At 64.1% G+C, this 26,446-nt stretch carries 21 protein-coding genes, 1 tRNA gene, 1 other RNA gene and 2 pseudogenes; 15 read left to right on the plus strand and 10 right to left on the minus strand.

Annotated elements, in window-relative coordinates; translation table 11 throughout:
* Positions 1 to 1,189: MMPL family transporter (locus tag MHY22_RS05565; protein WP_239278435.1), on the plus strand; the 1,189-nt coding region annotated here is incomplete at its 5' end.
* A gap of 2 nt (positions 1,190 to 1,191) precedes the next feature.
* Entirely contained in the window at positions 1,192 to 2,436 is a 1,245-nt protein-coding gene (tgt, locus tag MHY22_RS05570; protein ID WP_239278436.1) for a tRNA guanosine(34) transglycosylase Tgt, read from the plus strand.
* On the opposite strand, the gene MHY22_RS05575 is transcribed toward tgt, so the two are convergent.
* The gene (locus MHY22_RS05575) at positions 2,421 to 3,095 is read right to left on the minus strand and encodes a queuosine precursor transporter (RefSeq protein ID WP_179387271.1); all 675 of its coding nucleotides are present in this window, start codon (positions 3,093 to 3,095) and stop codon (positions 2,421 to 2,423) included. The genes tgt and MHY22_RS05575 overlap by 16 nt on opposite strands.
* Before the next feature lie 33 nt (positions 3,096 to 3,128).
* On the opposite strand from MHY22_RS05575, the gene gluQRS reads away from it, so the two are divergent.
* The 6 genes and pseudogenes from gluQRS to MHY22_RS05605 all read left to right on the plus strand — a co-directional run.
* Positions 3,129 to 4,022, plus strand: coding sequence for a tRNA glutamyl-Q(34) synthetase GluQRS (gene gluQRS / locus MHY22_RS05580; protein WP_239278437.1), 894 nt, complete (start codon positions 3,129 to 3,131; stop codon positions 4,020 to 4,022).
* Between the two features lie 11 nt (positions 4,023 to 4,033).
* Positions 4,034 to 5,614, plus strand: a complete 1,581-nt coding sequence (locus MHY22_RS05585) for a sodium:proton antiporter (protein ID WP_239278438.1) — start codon at positions 4,034 to 4,036, stop codon at positions 5,612 to 5,614.
* Between the two features lie 10 nt (positions 5,615 to 5,624).
* Positions 5,625 to 5,960 carry a hypothetical protein gene (locus tag MHY22_RS05590; RefSeq protein ID WP_239278439.1) on the plus strand — a complete coding sequence of 112 codons (336 nt, stop codon included), beginning with the start codon at positions 5,625 to 5,627 and terminating at the stop codon, positions 5,958 to 5,960.
* Positions 5,961 to 6,196: 236 nt separating this feature from the next.
* Positions 6,197 to 6,481, plus strand: a pseudogene (locus MHY22_RS05595) (IS256 family transposase); the annotation flags it as partial.
* A 50-nt stretch (positions 6,482 to 6,531) separates the two neighbouring features.
* Positions 6,532 to 7,766 (plus strand): IS3 family transposase gene (locus MHY22_RS05600; protein ID WP_239278440.1). Its coding sequence is split into 2 segments (ribosomal slippage): positions 6,532 to 6,820 and positions 6,820 to 7,766, totalling 1,236 coding nucleotides; the frame shifts between segments, so codons are not numbered across the junction.
* A 21-nt stretch (positions 7,767 to 7,787) separates the two neighbouring features.
* Positions 7,788 to 8,654 (plus strand): annotated as a pseudogene (locus MHY22_RS05605) (IS1249 family transposase); the annotation flags it as partial.
* A gap of 123 nt (positions 8,655 to 8,777) precedes the next feature.
* Here the strand turns inward: MHY22_RS05605 and MHY22_RS05610 are convergent.
* Positions 8,778 to 8,866: transfer RNA gene (locus MHY22_RS05610), tRNA-Ser, on the minus strand.
* A 178-nt stretch (positions 8,867 to 9,044) separates the two neighbouring features.
* On the opposite strand from MHY22_RS05610, the gene ffs reads away from it, so the two are divergent.
* From ffs to recR, 6 genes are all read left to right on the plus strand, one after another.
* An RNA gene (gene ffs / locus MHY22_RS05615) (signal recognition particle sRNA small type) lies at positions 9,045 to 9,143 on the plus strand.
* A gap of 60 nt (positions 9,144 to 9,203) precedes the next feature.
* A complete protein-coding gene (locus tag MHY22_RS05620; protein ID WP_239278442.1) occupies positions 9,204 to 10,475 on the plus strand; it encodes an aminotransferase class I/II-fold pyridoxal phosphate-dependent enzyme in 1,272 nt (423 codons plus the stop codon).
* Entirely contained in the window at positions 10,429 to 11,019 is a 591-nt protein-coding gene (locus tag MHY22_RS05625; RefSeq protein ID WP_239278443.1) for a hypothetical protein, read from the plus strand. Before MHY22_RS05620 ends, MHY22_RS05625 begins: the two co-directional genes overlap by 47 nt.
* Before the next feature lie 18 nt (positions 11,020 to 11,037).
* The gene (locus tag MHY22_RS05630) at positions 11,038 to 13,401 is read left to right on the plus strand and encodes a DNA polymerase III subunit gamma and tau (RefSeq protein WP_239278444.1); all 2,364 of its coding nucleotides are present in this window, start codon (positions 11,038 to 11,040) and stop codon (positions 13,399 to 13,401) included.
* 63 nt (positions 13,402 to 13,464) lie between these two features.
* Positions 13,465 to 13,833, plus strand: a complete 369-nt coding sequence (locus tag MHY22_RS05635; protein ID WP_005327377.1) for a YbaB/EbfC family nucleoid-associated protein — start codon at positions 13,465 to 13,467, stop codon at positions 13,831 to 13,833.
* Positions 13,834 to 13,903: 70 nt separating this feature from the next.
* Positions 13,904 to 14,560 carry a recombination mediator RecR gene (recR, locus tag MHY22_RS05640; protein WP_005323161.1) on the plus strand — a complete coding sequence of 219 codons (657 nt, stop codon included), beginning with the start codon at positions 13,904 to 13,906 and terminating at the stop codon, positions 14,558 to 14,560.
* Positions 14,561 to 14,583: 23 nt separating this feature from the next.
* On the opposite strand, the gene MHY22_RS05645 is transcribed toward recR, so the two are convergent.
* The 7 genes from MHY22_RS05645 to leuA form a co-directional block, all read right to left on the minus strand.
* A complete protein-coding gene (locus tag MHY22_RS05645) occupies positions 14,584 to 15,687 on the minus strand; it encodes an HNH endonuclease signature motif containing protein (RefSeq protein WP_239278445.1) in 1,104 nt (367 codons plus the stop codon).
* A gap of 109 nt (positions 15,688 to 15,796) precedes the next feature.
* A complete protein-coding gene (locus MHY22_RS05650) occupies positions 15,797 to 16,570 on the minus strand; it encodes a type 1 glutamine amidotransferase (protein WP_239278446.1) in 774 nt (257 codons plus the stop codon).
* Entirely contained in the window at positions 16,563 to 17,840 is a 1,278-nt protein-coding gene (locus MHY22_RS05655; protein WP_239278447.1) for a MurT ligase domain-containing protein, read from the minus strand. The genes MHY22_RS05650 and MHY22_RS05655 overlap by 8 nt, the downstream gene beginning before the upstream one ends.
* Before the next feature lie 27 nt (positions 17,841 to 17,867).
* Positions 17,868 to 19,169 carry a DNA polymerase III subunit epsilon gene (locus tag MHY22_RS05660; RefSeq protein WP_370658837.1) on the minus strand — a complete coding sequence of 434 codons (1,302 nt, stop codon included), beginning with the start codon at positions 19,167 to 19,169 and terminating at the stop codon, positions 17,868 to 17,870.
* 198 nt (positions 19,170 to 19,367) lie between these two features.
* A complete protein-coding gene (locus MHY22_RS05665) occupies positions 19,368 to 21,452 on the minus strand; it encodes a hypothetical protein (protein ID WP_239278449.1) in 2,085 nt (694 codons plus the stop codon).
* A 110-nt stretch (positions 21,453 to 21,562) separates the two neighbouring features.
* Entirely contained in the window at positions 21,563 to 22,342 is a 780-nt protein-coding gene (locus MHY22_RS05670; RefSeq protein ID WP_239278450.1) for a hypothetical protein, read from the minus strand.
* Between the two features lie 57 nt (positions 22,343 to 22,399).
* Complete coding sequence (leuA, locus tag MHY22_RS05675) at positions 22,400 to 24,217, minus strand: 2-isopropylmalate synthase (protein WP_239278451.1); 1,818 nt, start codon at positions 24,215 to 24,217, stop codon at positions 22,400 to 22,402.
* A 216-nt stretch (positions 24,218 to 24,433) separates the two neighbouring features.
* On the opposite strand from leuA, the gene MHY22_RS05680 reads away from it, so the two are divergent.
* Positions 24,434 to 25,561 carry a mannosyltransferase family protein gene (locus MHY22_RS05680; protein WP_239278453.1) on the plus strand — a complete coding sequence of 376 codons (1,128 nt, stop codon included), beginning with the start codon at positions 24,434 to 24,436 and terminating at the stop codon, positions 25,559 to 25,561.
* Here MHY22_RS05680 and MHY22_RS05685 read toward each other — a convergent pair.
* Positions 25,558 to 26,436 carry a DMT family transporter gene (locus tag MHY22_RS05685; protein WP_239278454.1) on the minus strand — a complete coding sequence of 293 codons (879 nt, stop codon included), beginning with the start codon at positions 26,434 to 26,436 and terminating at the stop codon, positions 25,558 to 25,560. The two genes, MHY22_RS05680 and MHY22_RS05685, sit on opposite strands and share 4 nt — an antisense overlap.
* Between the last annotated feature and the right edge of the window lie 10 nt (positions 26,437 to 26,446).

Raw genomic sequence — 26,446 nt, forward strand, 5'->3', positions numbered from 1 at the left:
CCCGGTTGTCGACGCCCAACCCCAGCCCCACCCCGCCCCCGCGCCCGCCCCCGCCCCAGACGCGGAGGCCACGCCCGAGGACGCTGCACCAGAGGACGGTGCACCGCAGGACGTTGCGCCGGAGGACGCAGCCCCTGAGCAGCCGCAGCCGGACCAGCCCGAGGCCGAGGCCGAGCCGGAAATCGCCCCGGTCGCTGAGGTTGTAGATACCGCGGAAGGCGATGCGGATAATGCCTCGCCGGAGGATAAGGCCGCGCTCGCGTCCTTCCTGTACACCGCGGACCAGCTCAAGGGGCTGGGCGGCGTGAAGCACGCGCAGATCGTCGGCCTGAGCGAGGACCAGCGCGCCGCGCAGATCATGGTCACCCCAGAAACCGCGCCGACGGACGCCGCGACGGTCAACGTTGCGCACGCGTTGCGCTCGGCCACCAGCGAGATTGAAGACGCCACCGGTACCGATATCGGCTTGACCGGCCTGACCGCCGTGCAGCTCGATATCACCGAGCGCCTCGAGGAAGCCATGGCGCCGTACCTGGCCATCGTCGTGGGCCTGGCCATCGTGCTACTGCTGTTGGTCTTCCGCTCCATCCTGGTGCCGCTGGTTGCCGGCCTGGGCTTCCTGCTGTCCGTCGGCGGCGCCTTCGGCCTGACCGTTCTGGTCTGGCAGGAAGGCCTGTGGAACCTGGTTCCCGCGCCGGGCCCGCTGATTTCCTTCATGCCCATCTTCCTCATCGGCGTGACCTTCGGCCTTGCGATGGATTACCAGGTCTTCCTGGTCACCCGCATGCGCGAGCACATTTCTCGCCACCCGGAGGGCACCGGCGGGCGATATAGCGCCGTCGACGAGGCCACCATCACCGGCTTTACCCAAGGCGCCCGCGTGGTGACGGCCGCGGCCATTATTATGATTTCGGTCTTCGTGGCCTTTATTAACCAGCCGCTGCCTTTCATCCAGATCTTCGGCTTTGCCCTGGCCGCCGGCGTGCTTTTCGACGCCTTCTTTATCCGCATGACCCTCGTCCCTGCCACCATGTTCCTCATGGGCCGCGCGACGTGGTGGATGCCGAAGTGGTTGGCGAAGATTCTACCCACCCTGGATATCGAAGGCACCGCCCTGGAAGAAGAATGGGAAGCTAAACACGCCACCCCAGCCCCAACCCCTAGCCCTGCAGACAAGGAAGAAGAGTAAAGATGGACTTGAGTTTCGACGTCGGCAAGCGCCTGCCCGAAGGCCCCGGCAAGCACGGCCGCAGCGGTGTCATCCACACCCCGCACGGTGATATCCAGACCCCGGCTTTCATCCCGGTGGCCACCAAAGCCACGGTGAAGACGCTTACCCCGGAGCAGATTCGTTCCACTGGTGCGCAGGCCATCTTGTCGAATGCGTACCACCTCTACCTGCAGCCGGGCCACGACATCGTGGACGAGGCCGGCGGCGTGGCCGAGTTTGAAAACTGGCATGGCCCGACCTATACCGACTCCGGCGGATTCCAGGTCATGTCCCTGGGCGTGGGCTTCAAAAAGGTCCTTGCGATGGATATTGCGGATCTCAGCGATAAGGACATCCGCGCCGCCAAGAAGGAACGCATGGCGCAGGTGGACGAGGATGGCGTGGATTTTAAATCCGTCATCGACGGCTCCAAGCACCGCTTTACCCCCGAGAAGTCCATGCAGATCCAACACGGGCTGGGCGCAGACATCATGTTTGCCTTCGACGAGCTGACCACGCTGGTTGATACGCGCACCTACCAGGAGGAATCCGTCGCGCGCACGCACCGCTGGGCTAAACGCTGCCTGGATGAGCACGATCGCCTCACCCGCGAGCGCGCCCACCGCCCGAAGCAGTCGCTGTGGGGTGTTGTCCAAGGCGCGCAGTACGAGGACCTGCGCCGCCAGGCCACCCGCGGCCTGCTCGACCTCGACCGCGCCGCCCGCGAGGACGGCAAGCGTGGCTTCGGCGGTTTCGGCATCGGCGGCGCACTGGAAAAGGAAAACCTGGGCACTATCGTCGGCTGGGTCTGCGATGAGCTACCCGAGGACAAGCCGCGCCACCTGCTTGGCATCTCCGAGCCGGACGATATCTTCACCGCCGTCGAGGCGGGCGCCGATACCTTCGACTGTGTGGCGCCCACTCGTCTGGCACGCCGCGGCGGCGTCTACACCCTTGACGGCCGTATGAACCTCACCAATGCGCGCTTCAAGCGGGACTTTGCCGGCGTCGACGAGGAATTCGGCGGCTACGTATCCGAGAATTACTCCCGCGCCTACCTGCACCACCTGCTCAAGGCGAAGGAATTCCTCGCCGGCACGCTGTGCACCATCCACAATGTGGAGTTCATGATTCGCTTGGTGGATAATATCCGTGTCGCCATCGACGGCGGATATTACGAGGCCTACCGCGATGAATTCCTCGGCCGCTATTACGCTGGCAAGTAGTCCTCGCGCTTCTTCACCCACTTAATGACCGCGGCCGTCACCGGCAGCATGACGGCCTCCATCAGGGTCTTCCACACGAAGCCCACGATGACGTAATTGATAAATCCGCCCACGGTGTCTACGCCGATGACCGGTGCGGCGATGGCGCAAAATAGCAGCGTATCGCCGAACTCGCCCACCACAGTGGAAGCGATAAGGCGCGCAAAGAGGCCCTTTTCGCCCGAGCGCTTCTTCATCGCGGTCAGCGTCCAGGCATTCAGCAGCTGGCCCACCAGGTAGCCGGCCAGCGAGGCGGCCAGAATCTGCGGCATCAGGCCAAGGGTGGCGGCGAAGGCCTCTTGACCCTCGTAGAAATCAGCCGCCGGCAGCCAGATGGCGATATAGAAACACACGGCCGCCAGGATGGCCATCGCGAAGCCGATGTAGACCGCGCGCCGGGTGGACTTGAAGCCATAGCACTCGGAGAGCACGTCGCCGACGATATAGGCCAGCGGGAAGAGGAAAAAGGCGCCGTCGGTGACCAGCGGGCCGAGCTGCACGCCCTTGGTGGCGTTGATATTAGAAATCAGGAAGGTCACCACAAACACGGTGACCAGCCAGGGGTAGAGGGTGGAGCGGACGGGAATGAAGCGCACCTCAGCGCCGTTCGATTTTTCCATGCCCGCCATTGTGCCAGCCCGTAGACTGTGGGCATGAATTCCGCGACCACCGGCGCCGGCCGTTACGCGCCCAGCCCCTCCGGCGATCTGCACTTTGGCAACCTCCGCACGGCGTTTCTGGCGTGGCTTTTCGCCCGGTCGACGGGCAGGCGCTTTGTGGTGCGCGTGGAGGACATCGATAAGCAGCGCTCCTCCCAGGAGTCGGCCGAGCGCCAGCTCGCGGATCTGCGCGCGCTCGGGCTGGACTGGGACGGCGAGGTCATCTACCAGCACGACCGCGACGCCGCCTATGAACAGGCTCTGGCCCAGCTGCCCACCTACGAGTGCTATTGCTCCCGCAAGGATATCCGTGAGGCCTCCCGCGCCCCGCACGCCATTCCCGGCCAGTACCCGGGCACCTGCCGCAACCTCACCGAAGACCAGCGCGCGGTCAAGCGCGCCGAGCTTGCGGCCCAGAATCGCCAGCCCGCCCTTCGCCTGCTTGCCGACGCCCCCACATTCACCATCCACGACGCCCTCCACGGCACCTATACGGGCGACGTCGATGACTTCATCCTGCGCCGCGGCGGCCAAGACACTGGCTGGGCCTATAACTTGGCCGTCGTCGTCGATGATGCCTATCAAGGCATCGACCAAGTGGTCCGCGGCGATGATCTGCTCTCCTCCGCGCCGCGTCAGGCCTACCTCGCCTCGCTGCTCGGCATCGAACCGCCGGAGTATATCCACGTCCCGCTCGTGCTCAATGCATCCGGCGAGCGCCTGGCCAAGCGCGATGGCGCGGTGACCATGCGGGAGATGGGGGAGGAGGGGGACGTCGTCAAGCAGCTGGCGGCCTCGCTGGGGAACAAGGCTCACAGCGCCGCGGAGCTGCTCGCGCAATTCGCGCCCGATCGACTCAGCCCTGAGCCTTATATCTGGCGGGGGTAAAATCTGGGTCCATGGACGTTCTTCTGGTGCTCATTGGGCTCATGCTGCTGACCGTGTTCGTCGTCGCCATCGGTGACAAGATTGGGCTGCCGTGGCCGGCCCTGCTGACGATCATCACCGCCTGCGCGGTCTTCGTGCCCAGCCTGCCCCAGTTCGAGCCGCCCACCGAGCTCATCCTGCCCATCTTCCTGCCGCCGCTGCTGTGGGCACTGGCCCGGCGCACCTCGTGGGGTGTTATCCGCGAGCAATGGGTGACCATCTTGAGCCTGTCCGTGCTGCTGGTGGTCGCCACCACGCTGGCCGTTGGCTTCACGGCCTATGCCTTCCTGCCTGGCATCAGCCTGGCCGCCGCCATCCTTATCGGTGCGGCCATCGCCCCGCCAGACCCCGTCGCCGTTGACGCCGTAGCCGAGCCCGCCGGCATCCCGCGCCGCATCATCACCACTTTGCAGACCGAGGGCTTGTTTAACGACGCCGCCTCCATCGTCGCCTTCAACCTCGCGCTGACGGCCGTAACCCAAGGCGATGAGCTTTCCTTCGGTGGCGGCGTGCTCAACTTCTTCTACTCCGCATTCGTGGCTGGCGGCCTGGGGTGGGTCGTCGGCCGGCTGGTGGCGCTGTTTATTACCCACGTCCACGACGTCACCGCGCGCAACGCGTTGACTTGGGTGACGCCGTTCGCCGTCTACCTCATCTCGGAGGAACTCGGCGCCTCCGGCGTTATCGCCGTAGTCATTGCGGCCGTGGAGCTTAATTCCCGTGCCGATATTCAGGCCGAGGACCGCCTGTCCGGCCAGGCCTTCTGGGAGACCATCGAGCTGCTCTTTACCGGCGTGGCCTTCGGACTCATTGGACTGACGGTGAATACGGCCATCGCGGAAGTCGGCTCGGACCTGTGGCACTCCGTGGTGGTGGGCGTCATTTTGTCCCTCGTGGCCTTTGTCGTCCGCTTGGTGTGGATGTACATCTATTACCGCATCAACGTCTCCCGCGGCCGCCCGCGCGTGGCGCCGCTGCGCCTGCAGGAGGTGTTGCTGATGACGTGGTCCGGCATGCGCGGCCTAGTCACCTTGGCGCTGGTGCTGTCTATCCCGGCCGGTGTATTCAGTTTCCACCACGAGCTTGCCGTCATCGCGTTGACCGTCTTGCTGGTCACGATGGTGGTGCCCGGCCTGCTCTTGCCGTGGCTGATGGAGCGCCTTGACCTGACAGAGGCCTCCCAAATCGCCAGCGATAAGATGCGCGCCGCCGTGGTGGCCCGCGCGCGTGCGGCCAGCATCGAGGCCCTGTCGCACTTCCGGCCGGATGGCCACATTACTGCCGACGCCGAAAAGGTCGACCCCGAAATTTCCGCCAACGTGATTCAGTGGTTCGAAGACCGCCTGGGCGATGGCGAGGATGTTTCCGATGACTCCCGCTGGCAGCGCGCCTGGCAGGCCCGCCACGTGGTGTTGGAGGCCCGCCGGACCGCCCTGGCGGCCGCACAGGAGGAGCTGCTGCGCATGCGCGGCTACCGGGCCTATAATCCGGCCATCGTGGACGAGGTGCTCGAGGAAATTGACCGCATGGTCTTGGGCACCAAGCGCCACTAGGCTGGGCGGCATGGATCCCTTCGATTATGCGCAGCTTGAGGACGCGCTGGATTACCTCTACGACTTCCTTGACCAGGATCTAGCGGACCGCGTGCGCGCCGAGCGCGAATATGTTCCGGCCGGGCTGGAGGGCCTGCTTGCCGACGACTCCCTCGACGACTACGTCTGGCTCTGGATCAAAGACCCAGGCCCGAATGGCTTCCGGCAATACCTGCGCGATGGGGGCTATTCCGAGGCCGAGGTCTCCCAGGCTTTCCTCTGGGCGCGCACCGAGTGGGGGATGAATACGCCGCCGCACGTCGCGTGGCTGAAGGCGGATGGCTACGAGCTGCCGATCATCGATTAGGGGGGAGGGGCGTCGGCAAGCGCGGCCGCGCGGGGTTAAGTAGCAAAAAGTGTGTCTGAGTTACAGCGATCTTGCTGCTCAGGCTGGGTAAATCGGGCGGATATAAGGTCTTTATGCTTATATCCGCCCGTTTCGTGTTCAATCCATCGGAATGGCACCCGCATGTGCTAGCCGGGGGTTGGTGTGCTTTCCGGGTGAGTAAAAACAGACCACGATGCCCGGTATGTGCTGGGCAAATGAAGAAAAACGGAACCACATCCAAAGGCACAACTAGGTGGCGGTGCAAAGACCCGAACTGCGGCAGCTCCACGACACGAACTCGCACCGATCTCACGCAGGCCCGCAACTTTAAAGCCTTCGTCTCTTATGTCACCTCCACAGCGACGTTGTCTGAACTCGCCGGGCAACAAAGGGTGAGTCGTTGGACACTTGATCGCCGATTCGAACCGTTTTGGCTCATCGACGTCCCCAACGACGGTGCCCCGCAGCGCGTCTACGATCAGATCTTCATCGACGGCACCTGAAGTGTCCCAGGTTTTGTTCCGTCTGAGTAGATGGGAAAATCTGGAATATGCCAAGAAAATTTGACCAGGATGCGAAGGACCGTGTGGTCCGTCTTGTAGAGGACCGTATCTTGGCGGAAAATATGTCGATGCAAGCCGCGTGCAAGGCAGTAGCTCCAAAGTTGGGGGTTTCATGGCACACGGCTCGTCAGTGGACCCAGCAGGCCCGTCGTGCGGGAAGCATCCCAGAACCTGTGCCTGAAGACTTGGCCGCGGAAAACGCGAGGCTACGCCGTGAAAATCAAGAGCTACGCGACACCAATGAGCTACTGAAGGCTGCCTCGGCTTTTTTCGCGTCGGAACTCGACCCAAAACGTCGGAAATGATCCGGTTCATCGATGAATACCGGAATCGTTTCTCCATCGAGTTCATTTGCGAGACGTTAAACACCCACCGTGTTGGCGGTTTCATCACGTCCCGTGGATACCGCCAATCAAAAGCCCGTGGTATGAGTGCCCGCAGTCTTCGTGACGCTGCTCTAGTCGCGCACATCGCCGAGGTCCATGAAGAAAATTTTGGCGTCTACGGCATCCGTAAGATGTGGCATACTCTGCGCCGTGAAGGAATCGACATTGGCCGTGAGCAGACCGCACGCCTGATGCGTCTTGCTGGAGTCAGAGGCAAAGGTAAAGGTAAGTCTCCTATTACTACCCGCAAGCCGAAGGGACCAGATCTGCGTCCTGATTTAGTTAATCGCAAGTTCAACGCCCCGGCACCGGCCCGATTGTGGGTGGCCGATATTACTTATGTGCGCACTAGAAAAGGATTCGTGTACACCGCTTTCGTTACCGACGTGTTCTCCCGAAGGATCGTCGGGTGGGCACTATCTGATTCAATGCGTACCGAGGCGCTGCCGCTGCAGGCGCTTAATCAGGCGATTGTCAGCGCGAAGGAAACAACGGGGCTGATTCATCATTCAGATCATGGCTCACAGTACGTCAGCATTGTCTACAACGAACGGCTGGCTGAGTATGGAATTGTTGCCTCTACCGGGACAGTAGGAGATTCCTATGACAATGCTTTGGCCGAAAACGTCAACGGTTCCTACAAAAATGAGCTGATTCATCGGCGGTCGTGGGACAGCGTGGTTGACGTGGAGATCGCGACGTTTGAATGGGTTAATTGGTGGAACGAGGTACGGCTTCACCAAAGTCTCGGCTATCGCACGCCAGCTGAGGTTGAGTCAGAGTTTTGGGAAACCAACCCGGCCCAAGAAATAATGGAAATCAAGGCAAATGCCTAGGAACAAAACCCGGGACACTTCACCTACACCGCGGCTGGCTGCCTACTTGTGGCAGCCAGCCGCGACCACGTCATTGCGTGGCACTGGACCAAACACGAAACAGCCCACGCATACACGCAGCTACTTCGCAAAATCGCCGAGCCACTCTGCGTCGTCCTCGACGGCGGACAAGGCGCACTCACCGCGATTAAAGCCTGCTGGCCAAACGTGATGATTCAGCGTTGTCTCGTCCACGCACAACGCGTCATCCGCCGCTACACCACCTCACGGCCGCGCACCGACGCTGGCAAAACCATCTACGCACTGGCGCTGAAACTAACCCGTGTCACCACGCTCGACCAGGCACGGGAGTGGACGCTACGCCTGCACGAATTCGGTCAGGTATTCAAAGCATTCCTCAACGAGAAAACACCCGTGCCAAAAGAACGCCGAACACCCAATAACCAGTGGGAATGGACTCATCTACGGGTACGCAAAGCCTACAACTCACTGCTGCACCTCTCGCGCAACAATTGGCTGTTTACCTACCTTAAGCCACCACCGAATGCGCTTGATCCTAACCGCTGGGCTTCAACGACAAACAGTCTTGAAGGCGGCATAAACGCCCAGCTCAAACGCATCGCCGATGCGCACCGAGGCAGGTCTGGGGAACGTCAACGAAAAATGCTTGAGTGGTACCTCCACACCAAAAAGCAACTGCCTGACGATCCGCTAAATATCGCCAGGCAGTGCAATTATGGCCAAGATCAACTCGCCAAAGTCAACGATCTTGCCGAAGAAGACCACAACAAAGCCGACCAAGAAACAGGCCGACCAGCCTTCTACGACAACGCTATCCCAACCGAGTACGAACACTCGATAGGAATCAGAAAAGGCCCCATGAAGTAACTAACCGTGTACCCGCCCCGCAACACGCCGAACGGACACACATTCTGCTACTTAACCCGCCGCGCGCCCGTATACAACAAAAATCCCGGCTCCATGCTGTGTAGCAGGAGCCGGGATTTCCTGTGGCGGAGGATGTGGGATTTGAACCCACGAGGGGCGTGAACCCCGCACGCGTTCCAGGCGTGTGACATAGGCCGCTAGTCGAATCCTCCGAGAAGAAACATTAGCAGCCGTGGCAATTATTTTACCAATCGCCAGGTCAGGGCCTATTTCTGGCGATCTAATGCCGTTTGTGTCGGATGGTCCTTGGGTTGCGCGCCGGTGGGCGGTGGTAGCCCGTGCGGCCGGAGGCCCATTTGGCTAAACCGGCGCGCGGGCGTTAAAGTATGGGACAGGATTCCGCGTGGCGTCCATCCTCTGAACTCCCCCAGGGCAGGAATGCAGCAAGGGTCAGGAGGCTCTGGCGGGTGCGCGGGGTCCCCTTTTTGTATGGCGTGCGTTACTATTGGGGGCTAAAAGTCGCCCTATACATGGAAGGTAGACATACGCATGTCGCTTCTTACTTTGGAATCGTCCGAACTCGCGGAGCTCGCCGCCCAAGTCCGTAAGGACTACGAGGATCTTAAGGCTAAGGGCCTGAAATTGGACCTGACCCGCGGAAAGCCGGCGAAGGCGCAGCTGGACCTCTCCAACGATCTCCTCGCTTTGCCCGGCCTAGGCCATTACACTGACGCGGCCGGAAACGACCTGCGTAACTACGGCAACCAAAAGGGCATCAAAGAACTGCGCGATATCTGGGGCAAGCTGACCAACATGGACCCAGAGCTGCTGGTTGCCGCAGACTCGTCCTCGCTGAACATCATGTTCGACCTGATTTCTTGGGCGTTTCTCTTCGGCACCAATGATTCCGCGAAGCCGTGGAGCAAAGAAGAAAAGCTTAAGTGGATCTGCCCGGTGCCGGGCTACGACCGTCACTTTGCCATCACGGAGCAATTCGGCTTCGAGCTGGTCACGGTGCCAATGGAGGAGGACGGGCCGGATGTAGAGGCCGTCGAAAAGCTGGTGGCGGATCCGGCAGTCAAGGGCATGTGGGTAGTGCCGATGTTCGCTAACCCCACCGGCGCCGTGATTTCTGAAGACAAGGCCCGCCGCCTCGCCCGCATGGAGGCCGGCGCGCCGGATTTCCGCATCGTGTGGGATAACGCCTACGCCGTGCACACCCTGACCGAGGACTTCCCGGAAATCCTGCCGATTCTGGATATCGCTGCGGAAGAAGGCAACCCGAACCGCTTCTGGGCCATGTCCTCTACCTCGAAGATCACCTTCGCGGGCGCGGGCGTGGGCTTCTTCGGCACCTCGGAGGACAACCTCGAGTGGTACCTGGAGCACGCCGGCATCCGCGGCATCGGCCCCAATAAGATTAACCAGCTGGCGCACCACGAGTTCTTCGGCTCTGCCGAGGGCGTGCGCGCGGTGATGCGCCGCCACGCAGCGCTGATTAAGCCCAAGTTCGATGCCGTGCTACGCATCCTAGAAAAGCGCCTCGGCGAGTACGAGGTGGCGCAGTGGACCACCCCGAAGGGCGGCTACTTCATCTCCCTCGACGTCGTCGACGGCACCGCCAACCGCGTGTGGGAGCTCGCGCGCGATGCCGGCATCCTGCTCACCCAGGCCGGATCCGCCTACCCTTATGGCCAGGACGATAACGACCGCAATATCCGCCTCGCTCCAACCTTGCCGCCGCAGGAAGAGGTCGAGGCCGCGATGGACGGCGTTGCCACCTGCGTCCTGCTCGCCGCCGTGGAGAAGCTGGGGGCCTAAAATCAACGCCGACGAGTCTGCCCTGTGGCTGAGCGAGATTATCCCGGCGCCGCTGGAGTTCCGCTACGTCGATAAGCGCCGGCTAGGCCTTGCCTCGCTTGCCGACGCCCAATCGCTCGCCCTTACCACCACCTTCAACACCACCGACACCGGCCTGCAAAGCCAAGATGACGGTGCCGATGTGCGCTGCGAGCTGCTTACGGTGGCACGCACCGGGCAGCCCGAGGTGGCCGCCGCCATCAACGCCGCGGCCGACACCTTCGAAAAGGCCGGCGGCCTGCTGCCGGCGCAGCCGGGCGTGATGCTGCCGTCCATCCTCGACGTCCCAGATATCACCGTGCACCACGGCCTGTTCATCGCCCCGTACCTGTGGGGCGGGCAGACCCCGCAGTTTCGCGAGGAGGGCCGCCTGACCCTCATCTTGCAGCTGCTCATGCTGACGGATTCGGAATATGCGTTTGGGGTAGAAGAGGGCGTCGGCAAGCTGCAAGGAGCGGTGGCCGAGCAGGGCATTGACCTGCTGGACTGGTCGCGCGAGGGTTAGCCGGTAAACTGGCTAACCGTGGCTTTATACCGGAAATATCGTCCAGCAACGTTCGCGGAGGTCGTGGGCCAAGAGCAGGTCACCACGCCGCTATCCGCCGCCCTTGACGCAGGGCGCATCAACCACGCCTACCTCTTTTCCGGCCCGCGCGGCTGCGGCAAGACCTCCTCGGCGCGGATTATGGCCCGCTCGCTCAACTGCGAGCACGGGCCGACCTCGACGCCGTGCGGCAAATGCGATTCCTGCGTCTCCCTCGCCCCCGGCGGCCCCGGCAACCTGGACGTGACGGAGCTCGACGCCGCCTCGCACAACGGCGTGGAGGACATGCGCGAGCTGCGCGACCGCGCCTACTACGCGCCGGCCGAATCGCGCTACCGCATCTTCATTATTGACGAGGCGCATATGATCTCGCCCTCCGGTGCGAACGCGCTGCTCAAGGTGGTGGAGGAGCCGCCCGAGCACGTCATTTTCATCTTCGCGACCACGGAGCCGGAGAAAATCATCGGCACCATTCGCTCGCGTACCCACCACTATCCCTTCCGCCTGCTGACCCCGCCGGCCATGAAGGGCCTGCTGCAGCGCACCGTCGAGTCCGAGGGCGTGCAGGTCGAGGACGCCGTGTACCCCATGGTCATTGAGGCGGGCGGCGGTTCCCCGCGCGATACTTTGTCTCTGCTGGACCAGCTGCTGGCCGGCGCTGGGCCCGATGGCCTGACCTACGACCTTGCCCGGCCACTGTTGGGCGTCACCGATGTCTCGCTGCTTGACGACGCCATCGAAACCCTCGCCAACCAAGACAAACCCGGCCTCTTCGCGATGGTTGACCATGTCATCGAGGCCGGCCACGACCCGCGCCGCTTCGCCGTCGATTTGCTCGACCGTTTGCGCGATCTGATGATCCTGCAGGCCGTCCCCGGCGCCATCGAGGCCGGCCTCGTCTCCGCGCCCACCGACCGCGCCTCCGTGCTCACCGCCCAGGCACAGCGCTTTTCCGGCCCGCAGCTGACTTACCTGGCTTCCACGGTCAACGACCGCATCAGCGACCTGACTGGTGCGACTTCACCGCGTCTGCTGCTGGAAATCATGTGCGCGCATCTGCTTATCGGGTCCACCGGTCCCGCTGCCGCCGCACCTGCAGCGGCTCCCGCTCCCGCCCCCGCTGCCAATGCTGCCGCGGCCTCGCCCGCGCCGGCTGGCCCTGCGACCCCGGGCGGTGCTCCCGCGGCCAACTCTGCCGTCGCCGGCGCCCAAGACCCCCAGTCCGCTGCTGCTGCCATCATCGCTCGCCGCCGCGCCAAGTCCCAGGAACAGCAGGCTTCTGCCCCTTCTCCTGCTCCAACCTCTGCACCGACCGCTCAGTCGCAACCGAAGGCGCAGGCCCCGTCCCAACCGGAATCGCAACCGGATGCGCAGCCGCAGGCGCAATCCGAGCAGCCGGCGGCCGCCGAGGCGCAAAGCACGCAGAGGCCGCAGGGCCAAGAGCCGCAACCGCAGCAGCAAGAGGCTGGGGACCCGTGGCAGCGTGAGCGGCAAATCCCGCAGGCAAAGGTGCCCGAGCAACAATCGGCGCAGTCGGCGCAGAGCGAGGCGCCGCACTCAGCGCCGACTCAGGAGAAGCATCGCGAGCCACTAGAGAAGCCCGTACCGTCCCGCGCGGAGGAATCTGCCCAGGAAACCAAGCCGGAGTCTGGCGCAGAGAAGGCGTCGGAAATGGCGCAGCCGCAGGCGGCGGAGGAGCCGGCGGGCGACTTCGCAGAGGCCGTGAGGGAGAAATGGGTGGCGTTGAGGGGGAGCGTCGGAAAGCGGAATAAGGTGGCCGAAATCATGCTGGCCGAAGCCCGCGTGCTTGGCTTCCGCGATGGCACCCTGACGCTGGGACACACCACCGGCGCGCTGGCCGAGCGCATCAACGCGCCCGCCAATAACGCCGTCATCGTGGAGGTGCTCAAGGAGGAGTTCCAGCGCGATGTGGCCGTGACCTGTGTGGTGGGCACCGACCCGAAGACCGCCGGTTTCGATGCCCCGCGGCCGCCGCAGCGCAAGGAAGCGTGGACGCCGAATCAGCCGGCGCGCGAGCCTGCCGACGACCAGGAGGCGGAGAGTAAACCGGAAAGCGCGCCCGGGTGGCGCTCGCGCATCGCACGGGCGACGCAGGCTGCCAAGCAGCGCGATGAATCACAGTTCAGCAACGGCGTGCCGCTGCCGCCCGAGCCTGAGCCGGATTTTGCCGCTCCGCCCGAGGAGCCGCCGGCCTATACCCGCGATGACGAAGAGCGCGACATGATGGAGGCCGCGCAGTCGACCGGCGAGATGGATCATCGCAGCGCTACCGAGGTAGCTATGGAGCTGCTGGAGCGCGAGCTGGGCGCCCGGCGTGCCTAACCCAGCGAGCACGGTACACTCGGGCGGTAGCGAAATTTACAGTTGAATTAGAAAGGAAACAACATGGCTGACCAAGACCCAATGCAGCAGGCAAATGACATGAACGACCTCATCGCGCAGGCCGCGCAGGTGCAGGCGGACCTGCAGAAGGCGCAGGAAGAAATCCTCGCCACCAACGTCGAGGGCCAGGCAGGCAACGGCCTGGTTAAGGTGACCATGACCGGCGGCGCCGAGCTCGTGGACCTGCAGATCGATAAGTCTGTCGTGGACCCGGAGGACGTCGATACCCTGCAGGACCTGGTCATGGGCGCGTTCAAGGAGGCCCACGCTGCGGCCGGCCGCCTGGCGCAGGAGAAGATTGGCCCGCTGTCCCAGGGCATGGGCGGCCAGGGTGGCCCGTCTTTTGAGGATGTCTTCGGCGGCAACCAGTAGCCCGCGCGATACGATAAAAGGCCGTTGCCCCGGTTGGGGCCGCGGCCTTTTGCTGATTTGGGAGTAATTGATGTTTGAAGGACCTCTGCAAGACCTCATCGACGAGTTTTCGCGCCTGCCGGGCATCGGACCGAAGTCGGCGCAGCGCATCGCGTTTCACGTTTTGCACATGGAGCCCGAGGACATCGAGCGGCTGCAGAACGCATTGGGCGCGGTGCGCGATGGCGTGACCTTTTGCCGCATCTGCTGCAATATTTCCCGCGAGGATGTCTGCCGCATCTGCATTAATTCGCAGCGCGACGCCTCGACCATATGCGTGGTGGAGGAGCCGAAGGATATCCAGGTCATCGAGCGCACCGGCGAGTATGAGGGTCGCTACCATGTCTTGGGTGGCGCGCTGGATCCGCTGGCGAATGTGGGCCCGCGCGATTTGAATATTTCCACGCTGCTGCAGCGCCTGGGCGGCGTGCTGCCGGATCGCGAGCTGGCGGATTCCACCCCTGAAGCCCCGCTTTACGACGCCACCCCCACCATCCACGAAGTTATTCTCGCCACCGACCCCAATACCGAGGGCGAGGCCACCGCCGCATACCTGGTGCGGTTGCTGCGTGACTTCCCTGATTTGAAGATCACCAGATTGGCCTCCGGCATGCCGCTCGGAGGCGATCTGGAGTTCGTGGACGAGCTCACCTTGTCCCGCGCGCTCTCTGGCCGCCTGACCATTTAACGCGGGGAATCCGCAAGCGCGGGCTAGGGGACGGCGGCCGTGGGCCCGGTTCGCGCGCGGCCGGTGAACACCGGCGGGCCGTGCGCTCTGCTGGCCGTCCCGTTATCTGCGCTGCTGTGTATACCGCTGTGGCCGCTATGCATGCTGCTATGCGGGCTGCTAGGCGTAGCGTTGTGCCGGCTGGCGGGCGGGAGCCAAGCGATTCGACCGTTGACGCGGGCCATGCGGCCGCGGCCCGGCAGGCCGTTGATGGAGTTGTGATACGGGCAGAGCAGCGTCATGTTTTCGGGGTGGGTGAGGCCGCCGCGGGAGTATTCGATGAGGTGGTGGGCTTGGCATTCGGAGGCGGGGCGTCGGCAAGCGGGCCAGGCGCAGCGGGCGCCTTCGGCCTCGAGCATGCGACGCTGCTTAGGGGAGGCATGCCGGGTGCGGTAGAGATTGACGGGGCCGCGCTCGGGATGGATGAGCGTGAAAAGGCCGGCGCCGGCTAGGGTGCGGCGGACGAGTTCGGCGCCGGTGATGGTCGCGCCATTGGTCATCGCGAGGCGGATGTCGTCGCCGTCGCCTGTCAGGATTTTCAGGTAATCCGGCAGCTCCATGATGACATTTGTGGTCACGGTCGCGGGCGCGGCGGCGCGGGAACCGGTGAGCCAGGCCAGCGGGTCGGACTGGGCGGCGGCCCAGATATCGGCCATCTGCGTGGCGGGGCCGGTAAAACTCAGGGTGGTTTTCTCGCCGTGCATGATGCGGCGGCCGCCGTCTTCGCGCTCGGGTGGCGGGTTGATTTCGCGCAGCAGCCGGGTGGCCGCGCGCGAGACTTGCTCGGTAGTGCCGGCGGTAGCGCACAGCTTCTCGCGGAATTGCCAGCGCTTGGTGTGGTCAGAAATGCCGCGTGAGCGGCGGGCGATGAGCGCGAGGGTCTCCAGGCTGTGTTGGTTGCGGCGCGCGGCGGCCAGGGCGCGGGATTGGTAGCGCGAGTGGCTGGTGGGCGAGAGGAAGGCCGCGGCGGTGCGGCGCAGGGTGCGCGCTTGGTCCGCGGGCAAGGGCAGGCTGGAGGCGGCGTGGGCCTCTTCGAGAAGGTCCACGCCGCGCTTAGCGATGTCGCCCAGCTGCTCCAATAACGTCATGCCCCGCAGCCTATGGGCGGGGGCACGCGGCTACAAGGGGTGGCGGCCGAGCCTGTGGATAACTTGGGGGTTTCGCGGCCGCTGGGCGAAGTTATCCACAGGTGTGGGCCTATCTTTGGGAGCGCGGGGGCTCGGAGGCGTTGAAACGTTCGACGCGCAGGCGGTCGACGGCCGGGATATCAATCGGCTCGAGGTCCGCGAGGGCCACGCCCATGGCCTGGGCGAGGAGGAGATCCGCCAACTGCGGGTTTCGGGCCAGTGCTGGGCCGTGCATATAGGTGGCGATGACGCTGCCTTGGACGGCGCCTTCGTAGGTGCGCTGGGCGGAGCCGTCGCTGAGGTCGGCGGTGGCGGCCTGGTCGGCATTGCCATTGCCGCGGGTGAGCGTGCCAAGCGGCTGCGCGGACGGGCCGAGGATGGTGGCGCCCAGGTGGTTTTCAAAGCCGGTCAGCGGCTCGGTGAGGTCCGCGGTGGCACCGGCGCGGGTAGGCTCGGAGGCTACCTCGCCGATGGCGCGGTCCTGCATGCCGGCCGTGGTGGCGTCGAGCAGCCCGACGCCGTCGACGATGCGGCCGGAGGCGCGGAAGGATTCGCCCAGGACCTGCAGGCCGGCGCAAATGGCAAAAACGGGGCGGCCGGCGTTAGCGGCGCGGGTAAGGCCGCCATCGGAAATCAGGTGGTCCGCAGCTAGAATCTGCGCGGTATCTTCGCCGCCGCCGAGGGTGTAAATGTCCAGCGTCTCGGGCACGGGCTCGCCCAAGCGGATGGGGTGAATCTCCGCCTCGAAGCCGCGCATGCGGGCGCGCTGGCGCAGGACGAGGGCGTTGCCGTCGTCGCCGTAGGTACCGAGGACGTCGGGAAGCACTAGGCCGATATTAAGCATTGGTGGCCTCCTTGGAAAGCGCCTTCTTCAAATCGCGGAAGGCGGTGTAGTTGGCGAGGACCTCGATGCGGCCCTCCGGGCAGGCGGCGAGCGCGTCCATCGGGTCCGGGATGAGCTCGTGGGAGATATCGGCGTAGACCAGGCGCACGGCGAGGTCGGTGCCGCGCTCGCCGGCGGCCTTGACGCTTAAGCCATTGAAGCCTTCGAATTTCACGTCCCAGAGCCAGGACATGTCGATGCCATCGGCCACCTGGCCGTTGGTGGCGATGACCAGGCCGTCGGCGCTGCGGTCCACCATGGATAGTGCTTCTTGCCAGCCGGCTGGGTTCTTGGCCAGCAGCAGGCGAATTTCGCGGTCCTTCCAGTGGATGGTGGAGTAGCGGCCGGCGACGTCGTCGATGCCCTCGGCGGCCGCAATGGCCTTATCAAGGTCCACACCGAAGCCCTCCACGGCCGCGGCGATGGCTTGGGCGGCGTTGCCCCGGTTCGCGCGGCCGGGCAGCGCCAGGTTCAGTGGGCGCTTGGCGGTCGGGGTGATGATGCCCCGCTTATCGACGCCCCAGGTAGGCTGCGGCCGGCGGAATTCGCGGCCGTCGGCAAGCGGCTTAACGGCGTACCAGTCATCCTCGGTGCGCACGACGTGCCCGCCGGTGCGCGGGCAGGTGACGGAATCGCCGAGCCAGCCGGCGCCGGCCGAGACCCAGATGACATTCTTGGCGTCATAGGCCACGGAGGTCATGAGCACGTCGTCGCAATTGGCGATGACGAGCATGTCTGGGTGAGCCTCCACGGCGCCGCGCAGCGCGCGCTCAATCTTGTTGATTTCGCCCACGCGGTCCAGCTGGTCGCGGGTGAGGTTGAGCAGGACTAGGGCCTGCGGGTTGAGGTTATCGGCCACGTGGGGCACGTGCAGCTCGTCCACCTCGAGGACCAGGTGCGAGGCGTCTTTGCCGGCCATGAGCGCGGAGATGATGCCGGCGTCCATGTTGTCGCCGCCGTCGTTGGTAGCTACGGTGTGCTCGGCGCGGACCGCGGCGGCCAACATGCGGGTGGTAGTGGACTTGCCGTTGGTGCCGGTAACCAGCACGGCCGGGCGCCCACCGCCCAGGTTGGTCATGATGGAAGGGTCAATGGCATTGGCGATTAGACCACCGATCATTCCGCCGGCGCCACGGCCGGTGGCGCGGGAAGCGGTGGTGGCCAGCTTCGCGGCGGTAGTGGCGGTGGTGGTGCGCAACTTCTTCAGCGCACCCGGGACTCTAAAACTCATGTCCCCTAGGGTAGTCGGGCGGGCGGCTTAGTCGTTCTTTTTCGCCGCCGAGCCGCCAGAATTTCGTCGGCCCCTGCCGCGACCTCCGCGGCCGCCGCGTCGCCGGCGCCGCTTGTTGTTCTTCCCGCCGCCCTTTTTGTTGTGCTGCGGTGAGCGTTGGGCCCGCGGCGCTGGCTTAGTGGATTCGGGTTCGGGCTCGGCGTCTTCGATGCGCGTGAGGGCATCAAGAAACGCGGCGTCCGACATCAGCGGGATGCCCTTGCGGTGGGCATGCATGGGCTTTCCCACCAGATCCGTGGTGACATTGCAGACCACCAGCGAGGACTCGCGGGTAAGCTTTTCCGAATAATTGAGCTCCTCGCGCATGAGCGCGGCGATGATGGTGTCTGGGTCCTCGAGGATTTCCGGTGCGACCACGATTTCCATGCCGCGGCGCAGCTCCTTGCCCGGTTCGTATTTGCCGGGATTGTGGTGCTGGACGGGGGCCTCGGCGGCGTCGACGCGCACGTGGGAGCGTTGCAGGCCGAAGCGATCTGCGCGCACGTCTTCGGGCGCATAGCTGCGCACAGTGCCGCCTTCTTGCTGGCGGTAGAGCGCGATGAGCAGCTCGGTTTGCTCGCGGGAGGTTTCTGGCTCGGGCCGGCCGGCGCGCTCCACCGAGGCTTTCGGCGTGGTGTCCAGGCCGCTCTGCTTGGCGACGCCCCCCAACCGCACATCATTCGACCGCACCTCCTGCGCATAGGAGGTGGCCAAGGTATCGATTATGCGAACCGGCGTGGGAACGTGTCCGACCTTTTGGCGCCGCCGGCGGCCTTTGTTGCGGCCGCGGTTGCGCGCCCGGTTTTGGCGTGCGGCGGCCATCATGGCGCGGCGGGCCTCGGCGACGAGAAAGCCCCAGGTATAGGGGAGATCGTGGACGATGAGCGTGCGGCCGTCGATAAGCTTGTCCAGCGATTTAAGGATTTTGCCAAAGGCGGGAGCCTGCTCAATATCGGTGGTGCTCAGCCCGTGGAGGTGGCGCGGTCCGGCATCGATATCGGGCTTGAGGACGGCGTGGAAGAGCTGGCCTTGTTCGCCGGCGTCGTTGAAAGCAATGGCGTCGATAGTCACGATGCGCCCGGTGCTGGGATGGATGCCGGTGGTCTGCAGGGTCAGCGCCACGTAGGGGTAGTCGGCCGCATCGGTGGATAGGTCGGCTTGCTGCGGCTGCTGTGGCTTCTGGTTAGCCGCTTTCGGCGCGGCAGGTCGCTCGTGGCGGGCAGATGGGTGCGGCTTTGGCTTTGGTATCGGCTTGGGTTTTGCGGCGTCCGGTTCGCCGGACGGTCGCACCGCGCGGCGCGGCCTAGCGCGTCGCTGTTCTGCGCCTGGTTTGGGCGCTGTGGACCTGGCCGCGTGGCGCGAAGCCACCGTCGCGGGCGACGGCGCTGGGGCCGACGCCGGCGTGTGCTGCGGGGAGGGGCCAGGTGTGTTGTTCATTAAACTCAGTGTAGTATCCCGCAATTCGCGCAGGGGGACAGGGCGCGCCGCTTAATTTTCCACGACGATGACAATGACCTTCGGCGGGGTTGTTGGCTCTTCGGGCTCCTCAGGTCGCCCCGGTTCCTCCGACTGCTGCGGTTCTTCCGGCTCGAGCGGTACCAGGGGCACCTCCGGTCCATCCGTTGCGCTGCGGTATGTAGTCGGCAGTGCCGGTTCGGGCTCTACGGTGATCTCTGGTTCTGGCTCCGGGGTGGGCTCGAGCTCAGGGCCAGGAATTGTCGTCGTAGGTGCAGTGGTCTCCGGCTCTGGCGTTGGTTCGAGCTTGGAACCTGTGATAGTGGTATCCGGCGCCGGCTTAGGCTCGGACTCCGAGGTCGGCAACGGAGACGTCGTCGTAGGCGCGGTCGACTCCGAGGGCTTTGGTTCCGAAGACTCAGGCGCTGAGGTGGGCGTAGACGGGTCTGCAGCCTGGGTCGGCTCAGACGTTGGCTCGCTCGTGGCAGAACTGGTGGCGGAGCTGGAAGGCTCTGCGGTCTGCTTTTCCGTCGAGGCTGCGGTGGTAGTTTCAGTCGTCGTTTCCTCGGAAGTTGTCTTTTCCGAGGTAGACGCGCTTGAGGTCGGCAGATCGGACGGCTCGGCAGACTGGGAGGACGAGGAGGTTGCGGTCGGTCCCTTGGCTGCTACCTCGGGTGCGGGTTCCGAGCTGGAGGATGGCGTCGAGGCAGGCGTGGTCCGAGACGGTGCCGGTGCCGGGGCTGGGGCCGAGGCGACGTCATTGGCTGCGGCCATGGCGGCAGCGGTCGCGGCGGAGGCGGCGCGGGAAATTGCCTGGGAATCCTCGCCGTGGTGGCCGCCGCGGGGTTCGCTGTGGTGGCCACGTCGGTTGTCGGCGGCAGGGGCTTGGGCGCGGTCAGCGTGAGGAGAATGCGTCGCGCTGGGCTTCTTCGTGGTCTGCGAAGTGGAGGGGGCGTCGGCAAGCGGGGGCTGAGCTGAGGTACCGCTGGTGGGGCCGGCATCGTGGATGCGCGGCGTGGCGGGGTGCGCGGGGCGCTTGGGGCCATTGCCGTCGAAGTGGGAAGAATCGAGGGAGGAATGGTTGTCTTCCGGAGCGGGCGCGGTGGAATGCGTGTTGGTGTCTGAAAGGGCTTCGTCCTCGCTCAGCAGGTTGGTGGCTACGGTGGCACCGCCACCAACGAGCACGGCGACGCCGGCTGCGGCCAGCAGGTTCGAGGTCACGGCACCGGATGCGCCGGCAGCACCGGCGGCAGAGGTGACGCTGAAACCGCTGGCTGCGGAGGTGCCGGCGGTAGAGACACCGGTAGCGGGGCCGCCGGGGACAGCGGATGCAGCCTGAGCGCGAGCTGCGGTAGCAGCGGACATGATGGCGGTGCCACCGGCGACGACGCCCAAAATTAGGCCCGCGTGGTGCTTGTTGGCGGCGTTATGCGCATAAATGGTGAGCGCGGGGCGGTCATCGGCGTTGTAGTGGAAGTAACCGTGGGCAATGGCGAGGCGGCCGGTCTTGGTGCAGTCGAGGACGGCGGGGGCGATCTCGCGGGCGGCTTCCCGGGGAAGGGAGCCTAAGAAGGTGCTATTGATATAGACGTCGACGGTATTGCGGCGCAGGAAACCGCGGGTGCGCAAAGAAACGAGGTAGTGCTCGTCGGTGTGCGGAAAGGCGGTGACGTCCTTGGAAAACTCCGTCAGCGTGGCGGTGGTCTCGCCGGGCAGCATGGTCCAGCGCTGCGCCGGCGGGTTATTGGCGGGAATGCACAGGTGCGGCGCCGGCAGGAGCAGGTTCAGTGTGGGCCAGTCTTCCCCAGAGGCATCCGTCATGCTCACATGGGCGGTGGCGCGTGGGTGCAGGCCGGCGCTGAGAATCCAGTCAAAGAGGGCATAGGCCTGGGAATCGGCGGCACTGAGGTGGCCCACAAGAGAGTCACCGATCCGAATCGCGAAGCCTTCCTCGGCGGTGCGGGGGCCGAGCTCCGCGGAAAGGTAACCGTCCTCCGCGGCGGTGGACTCGAGCAAGTCGCTGAAAGTCTCCGGCGACACATCCGCAATGGGCAGGTTATGGATTACGCCAAAACCGTGGTCAGGGACCACGTAGGTGGCGGAATCCAGCGAAGTCATTGGGGCCTTTCCATGCGAAACAATAGTAACTTCGCATTTTAAGCACCGCTAGGGGCGTTTTCCAATTTCCCAACCCGGCGAGAAAGGGATGTTATCCTGCTCAAAAGTTCTTACAGAACAAAAATAAGTACGGCGATAAGCACCGCAATTACCAGAAGGGCAATGAGGGTAGGCCACCACTGCTGGCGGCGCGGTGTGGAGTCATCGACGTTGACGGCGCGAAAGCTTGTGGTTTCGAAGGTTTCGGTGGCGGCGGGGGAGGTAGGGGTGGCGTCGGCAAGCGAGGCTTCCTTTGAATCCGGCAGCGGCGCACCCGCATAGATACTGAGCACCCGGCCGGCGCTGCGCGGCGCATGGTAGGCATGGGCCAGGGTTGTGCCCTGCTTGGCGACGTCCACCCCATCCAGTCGCCCCACCCACTGCGGGCCCAAATAAGCATCGGCGCCGGATCCGGTGGTGCTGGGTGAAAGCGTCACCAATACGTGCATGCGCGCGTGGGCGGGAATATCCAGATCCGCGGGCAGGTCGGTGATGTTGATGGGTGGGGCATAGCCCAGCATCGTCCACGGACCGGCCGGCGGGTTATTGGCCGGCAGGCAGAGGCCCGGCCGCGGCAACAGCAGGGACAGGGAGCCATCGGGCTGCGGCGCGGCCGTAGCTGCAGGAGTGAGCCCAGCGCGAAAAAGCAGATCTATCTCGGGGTATTCGGCATGGTCTGCGCTGGTGATATGCCCGATGGGGGAGTCGGTGCGCACCTCCAGGCCACCGTCCTGGCGGGGCGCCAAGGTGACGGTGAACTCCTGGTTTTCCTTCGTTTGCGCACCATAGACGGGCAGGGCCTGCACGGCGCCCAAGCCGCGGTGCGGAATGAGGTAGGTAGAAGAAGGCATACCCACCCTTCTACCACGCCAGGGTGCGGCACTGGTGTGCAGCACCGGCGGCCGGGCTTAGGCCAGGGCGCGATTGACGGCGGAGTTAATTGCGTTAATGGAAGCCCGCGTGGTGGATCCGGCGATGCCGGCGCCCCACACCTTGTTCTGGTTAACGTCGGCTGCGATATAACAGGCGGCCTCGGCGTCGTCGCCGGCGGAGCGGGACTGCTGGGAGTATTCCATGACCTCGAAGTCGATGCCCAGGGATTCCAGCGCGTTGGCATACGCCGCGATGGGGCCGTTGCCGGTGCCGGAGACGGTGGATTTTTCCCCGCGGAAGGTCACGGTGGCGGTCACGGCGACGTCACCGTCGGTGGTCGGGGAGTTGTCCATGTGGAAGGCCTCCAAGGCCAGCGGGGTCTCGCGGTCTAGGAATTCGGTGGCGAAGATGTCCCACATGTTCTTGGAATTGACCTCGCCGCCCTCGGAGTCAGTGATTTCCTGCACCACGGTGGAAAATTCCGCTTGCATGGCGCGCGGCATATTGATGCCGTGGTCGGTCTTCATGATGTAGGCAACGCCGCCCTTGCCGGACTGGGAGTTGACGCGGATGACCGCCTGGTAGTCGCGGCCCACGTCCTTTGGATCGATGGGCAGGTAGGGAACCTCCCAGATGGCCTCGCGCAGTTCTTCCCACGAGACCTCGGTATTGTTCGCGCCGGGGCGGATGGTGGCCGCCAGCGCATCGAGGCCCTTGTTGATGGCGTCCTGATGGGAACCGGAAAAGGCGGTAAAGACTAACTCGCCGCCATAGGGGTGGCGCTCCGGCACGCGCAGCTGGTTGCAGTATTCAACGGTCTCGCGGATCTGCGGCAGATCGGAGAAGTCAATCTGTGGGTCTACGCCTTGGGTGAGCATGTTCAGGCCCAGGGTGATGAGATCGACGTTGCCGGTGCGCTCGCCGTTGCCAAATAGGCAGCCCTCGATGCGGTCCGCGCCGGCCATAAAGCCCAATTCGGCGGCGGCGATTCCCTCGCCGCGGTCATTGTGCGGGTGCAGCGAGAGCAAGACGTCTTCGCGGCGGGCCAGGTTGCGGTGCATCCACTCGATGGAATCGGCGTAGACATTGGGCGAGATCATCTCCACGGTGGAGGGCAGGTTGATGATCATCGGGTTATCCGGGGAGGGATCCATGATTTCTACTACCTCATCGCAGACCTCGCGGGCGAAGTCTAGCTCGGTGCCGGTAAAGGACTCGGGGGAGTATTCCCAGCGCCACGTGGTGTCGGGGTAGTCCGCGGCGATGGACTTGATGAGTGCGGCGGCGTCGGTAGCCAGCTTCTTAATGGCGGGCTTGTCCTTGCGGAAGACCACACGGCGCTGCAGCTTCGAGGTGGAGTTATAGAAGTGCACGATAACGTTCTTGGCGCCCTCGCAGGCCTCAAAGGTGCGGCGGATCAGGTGCTCGCGGGCCTGGACTAGTACCTGGATGGTGACGTCATCGGGAATCTTATTGCCCTCGATGATTTCGCGGACGAAGTTGAAATCCGTTTGGGAGGCGGACGGGAAGCCGACCTCGATTTCCTTGTAGCCCATTTTGACCAGAAGGTCGAACATGCGGTGCTTGCGTTCTGGGCTCATGGGATCAATGAGCGCTTGGTTGCCATCGCGCAGATCCACTGCGCACCACTGTGGGGCGTGGGTGATTTTCTTGCTGGGCCACGTGCGGTCCGGCAGATCGATGTCTTCCACTTCGACGGCGAAGGGCTGGTAGCGCTCGTGGGGCATGGCGGAGCCGCGCTGCTTATTCCACGCGGGCTGTCCCTCGCGGCGTGGGCCGTTAGGGGTGGTGATATCGCGAGGGGCGCTGATAAAAGAGTCAGTGGGGGACATGGTGCGGTTTCCTTGTCTGTGGTGTCTGTGCGAGACGGCCAGCTGGGCTTGGGTAGCCGGACTCCGCGACGGGGCGCTGGCCAGTGCTTAGGCCGAAATCCCGCCGCGGCAGATAAGGAGTAGGTCAATCCGCTGTGTCATATCGGTCACACTACAGGCTCTCTCACTATGTGGCAAGAGATTTCATTCAATGAGACGCGGCGGCGGTGCGGTACTATGCCTTTCGTGTCTACGGCCCTCCATTCCGCATCCAACTCGTCGTCCTTACTGCGCTCCTTGTGGGCGCCTGCCGCGCTCGTTGCGCTCATCGGAGCTGCGGTGCGCGTGGGCGTGCTCGCGGCGGTGGCCGCCGTGCAGGACGATAAGCTCTGGGGACTGCTCAATAAGTGGGACGCCAAGCACTACGTAGAAATCGCCCGCGGCGGGTACTTCGGTGCGGATATCTCTACGGATGGGCCGGTCCATGAGACAACCATGGCCTTCTTTCCGGGTTTTCCCTTCCTGGTGCGTGCGGTAAGCGGCATCTTGGGAACCGGTGAGGCTGGCACTGCCATCGCGCTCAACGTGCTCTTTAGCATCGCGCTGGCCGCTGGGGTGATGGCCTTGGCCGCGCAGATGGGCATGGGAAAGTGGGCCCAAGTGCTCAGCGCCGTAGTGGTAACCAGCGCGCCGATGTCCATCGTGTTTTCTATGCCGTATACCGAGGCGCTTTTCGGGGCACTGGCTATCTGGGCGGTAGTGACGCTGGTGGGCGAGCGCTGGTGGGCCGCCGCGGCGTATATCTTTGTGGCCGGGCTCGTGCGCCTTACCGCGGTGGACCTCGTTGCGGTCTTTGGGCTTATGGTGCTGCTGCGGGCCCGAAAGGACTGGCGAGCCTGGGCCGCGGTGGCGTTTTCCGTCGTGCCGCTGGTGGGCTATTTGTGGTGGTCGAGCAGCCACTTGAAAGATGTCGGCGGTTATTTTGGTATCCAGAAAGAACATTGGAATTCCGGCTTTGATGGCGGCAAAGCCACGGCTATGTGGCTGTGGGAGACGCTGACTGGGGCCACCAATGGCGGCTACCTGCTCAGTGCCGGCGTCATGATCGCCGCCCCGCTATGCCTGCTGCTGGCGTGGCGCCGCCTGCCGCTGGCGGCCTGGCTGTTTTCCGCCGTCCTTATGGCCAATGTGCTGCTTTCTGATGGCATCATGCACTCGCGGCCCCGGCTGCTCCTGCCGGCGGTGATCGTGTTGTTGCCGTGGGTGAAAAAGGGGGCGTCGGCAAGCGTGGCGGTTATTGCCTGGGCCCTGTTTGGCGCGTGGTTTTCGGCCTATATGCTCGGCGTATTTGAGTGGGCCATCTAACCGCGCTGGCTCACCGGGCTGCGGGAGAGCACGATGGTGGACAGCACCATGACGGTTAGGGCGATGAGCATAATTGCCCAACCGACGGCCGTATCGATGAGGAATTTCTCTCCCAGGACCATGTATCCCAAGCCGAAGGCCACGATGGGCTCAAAGATGGTCATGGCCGGCAGGGAATGGGCCAGGGGGCCGGCGTTGAAGGAATATTGCTGTACCACCGTGCCGGTGAGCGCGAGGCCGATGAGGCCGTAGAACTGCCAGCTCGCCAATAGGGTGGTGAGGCCTTCATGAGTGAAAATATCCACCACGGCCTTAGAAAGCAGGGCGACGAAGCCATAAATAACGCCGCAGGCCGTGCCCAATGCCAAGGGGCGCTGATCCGGTAGCTTTGCGGCCGCCGCGCCGAGGATTGCGAGGGTGGCCAACCCTATGAGGAGCGCCGGCCACCAATCGCTCCATTCTGGGCGGGGATTGCCGGCAACCGGCCGGCCGTAAATGACCATGATGCCCACCGCAATGGTCAGCGCAATGGACCAGAAAACCTCGTGGAAGGGCATCTTACGGCCGGAGTACCATGCCGAGAGCGGCAGGGTAAACATCAAGGACAGCACCAAGATGGGCTGGACGACCAGCAAGGTACCGAAGCCGAGCGCGATAACCTGCAGGCCGTAGGCGCCAATCGCGGCCGCGGTGCCCACCCACCACAAGGGGTTAGACATGGCGGCACGCATGACCGAATCATCGGCGTCGAGGGCAATGCGGTGGCGGACGACCGTGCCCCAAGCAACCGTCAGCGCGGATGCGAGCGCGAAAAAGATGGCGAGGAGGTTGCTTAACACCCGCTCAACGGTAGTAAAGATTCCTGTTATATGCATATTCTGCGCT

The organism is Corynebacterium sp. ACRPO (genome assembly GCF_022347205.1).
Taxonomy (GTDB): domain Bacteria; phylum Actinomycetota; class Actinomycetes; order Mycobacteriales; family Mycobacteriaceae; genus Corynebacterium.

Bases quoted from the DNA above. Each gene is read 5' to 3' on its own strand.
- tgt (WP_239278436.1), top strand. From the start codon at position 1,192: ATGGACTTGAGTTTCGACGTCGGCAAGCGCCTGCCCGAAGGCCCCGGC.
- MHY22_RS05575 (WP_179387271.1), bottom strand. From the start codon at position 3,095: ATGGAAAAATCGAACGGCGCTGAGGTGCGCTTCATTCCCGTCCGCTCC.
- gluQRS (WP_239278437.1), top strand. From the start codon at position 3,129: ATGAATTCCGCGACCACCGGCGCCGGCCGTTACGCGCCCAGCCCCTCC.
- MHY22_RS05585 (WP_239278438.1), top strand. From the start codon at position 4,034: ATGGACGTTCTTCTGGTGCTCATTGGGCTCATGCTGCTGACCGTGTTC.
- MHY22_RS05590 (WP_239278439.1), top strand. From the start codon at position 5,625: ATGGATCCCTTCGATTATGCGCAGCTTGAGGACGCGCTGGATTACCTC.
- MHY22_RS05620 (WP_239278442.1), top strand. From the start codon at position 9,204: ATGTCGCTTCTTACTTTGGAATCGTCCGAACTCGCGGAGCTCGCCGCC.
- MHY22_RS05635 (WP_005327377.1), top strand. From the start codon at position 13,465: ATGGCTGACCAAGACCCAATGCAGCAGGCAAATGACATGAACGACCTC.
- recR (WP_005323161.1), top strand. From the start codon at position 13,904: ATGTTTGAAGGACCTCTGCAAGACCTCATCGACGAGTTTTCGCGCCTG.
- MHY22_RS05645 (WP_239278445.1), bottom strand. From the start codon at position 15,687: ATGACGTTATTGGAGCAGCTGGGCGACATCGCTAAGCGCGGCGTGGAC.
- MHY22_RS05650 (WP_239278446.1), bottom strand. From the start codon at position 16,570: ATGCTTAATATCGGCCTAGTGCTTCCCGACGTCCTCGGTACCTACGGC.
- MHY22_RS05655 (WP_239278447.1), bottom strand. From the start codon at position 17,840: ATGAGTTTTAGAGTCCCGGGTGCGCTGAAGAAGTTGCGCACCACCACC.
- MHY22_RS05665 (WP_239278449.1), bottom strand. From the start codon at position 21,452: ATGACTTCGCTGGATTCCGCCACCTACGTGGTCCCTGACCACGGTTTT.
- MHY22_RS05670 (WP_239278450.1), bottom strand. From the start codon at position 22,342: ATGCCTTCTTCTACCTACCTCATTCCGCACCGCGGCTTGGGCGCCGTG.
- leuA (WP_239278451.1), bottom strand. From the start codon at position 24,217: ATGTCCCCCACTGACTCTTTTATCAGCGCCCCTCGCGATATCACCACC.
- MHY22_RS05680 (WP_239278453.1), top strand. From the start codon at position 24,434: ATGCCTTTCGTGTCTACGGCCCTCCATTCCGCATCCAACTCGTCGTCC.
- MHY22_RS05685 (WP_239278454.1), bottom strand. From the start codon at position 26,436: ATGCATATAACAGGAATCTTTACTACCGTTGAGCGGGTGTTAAGCAAC.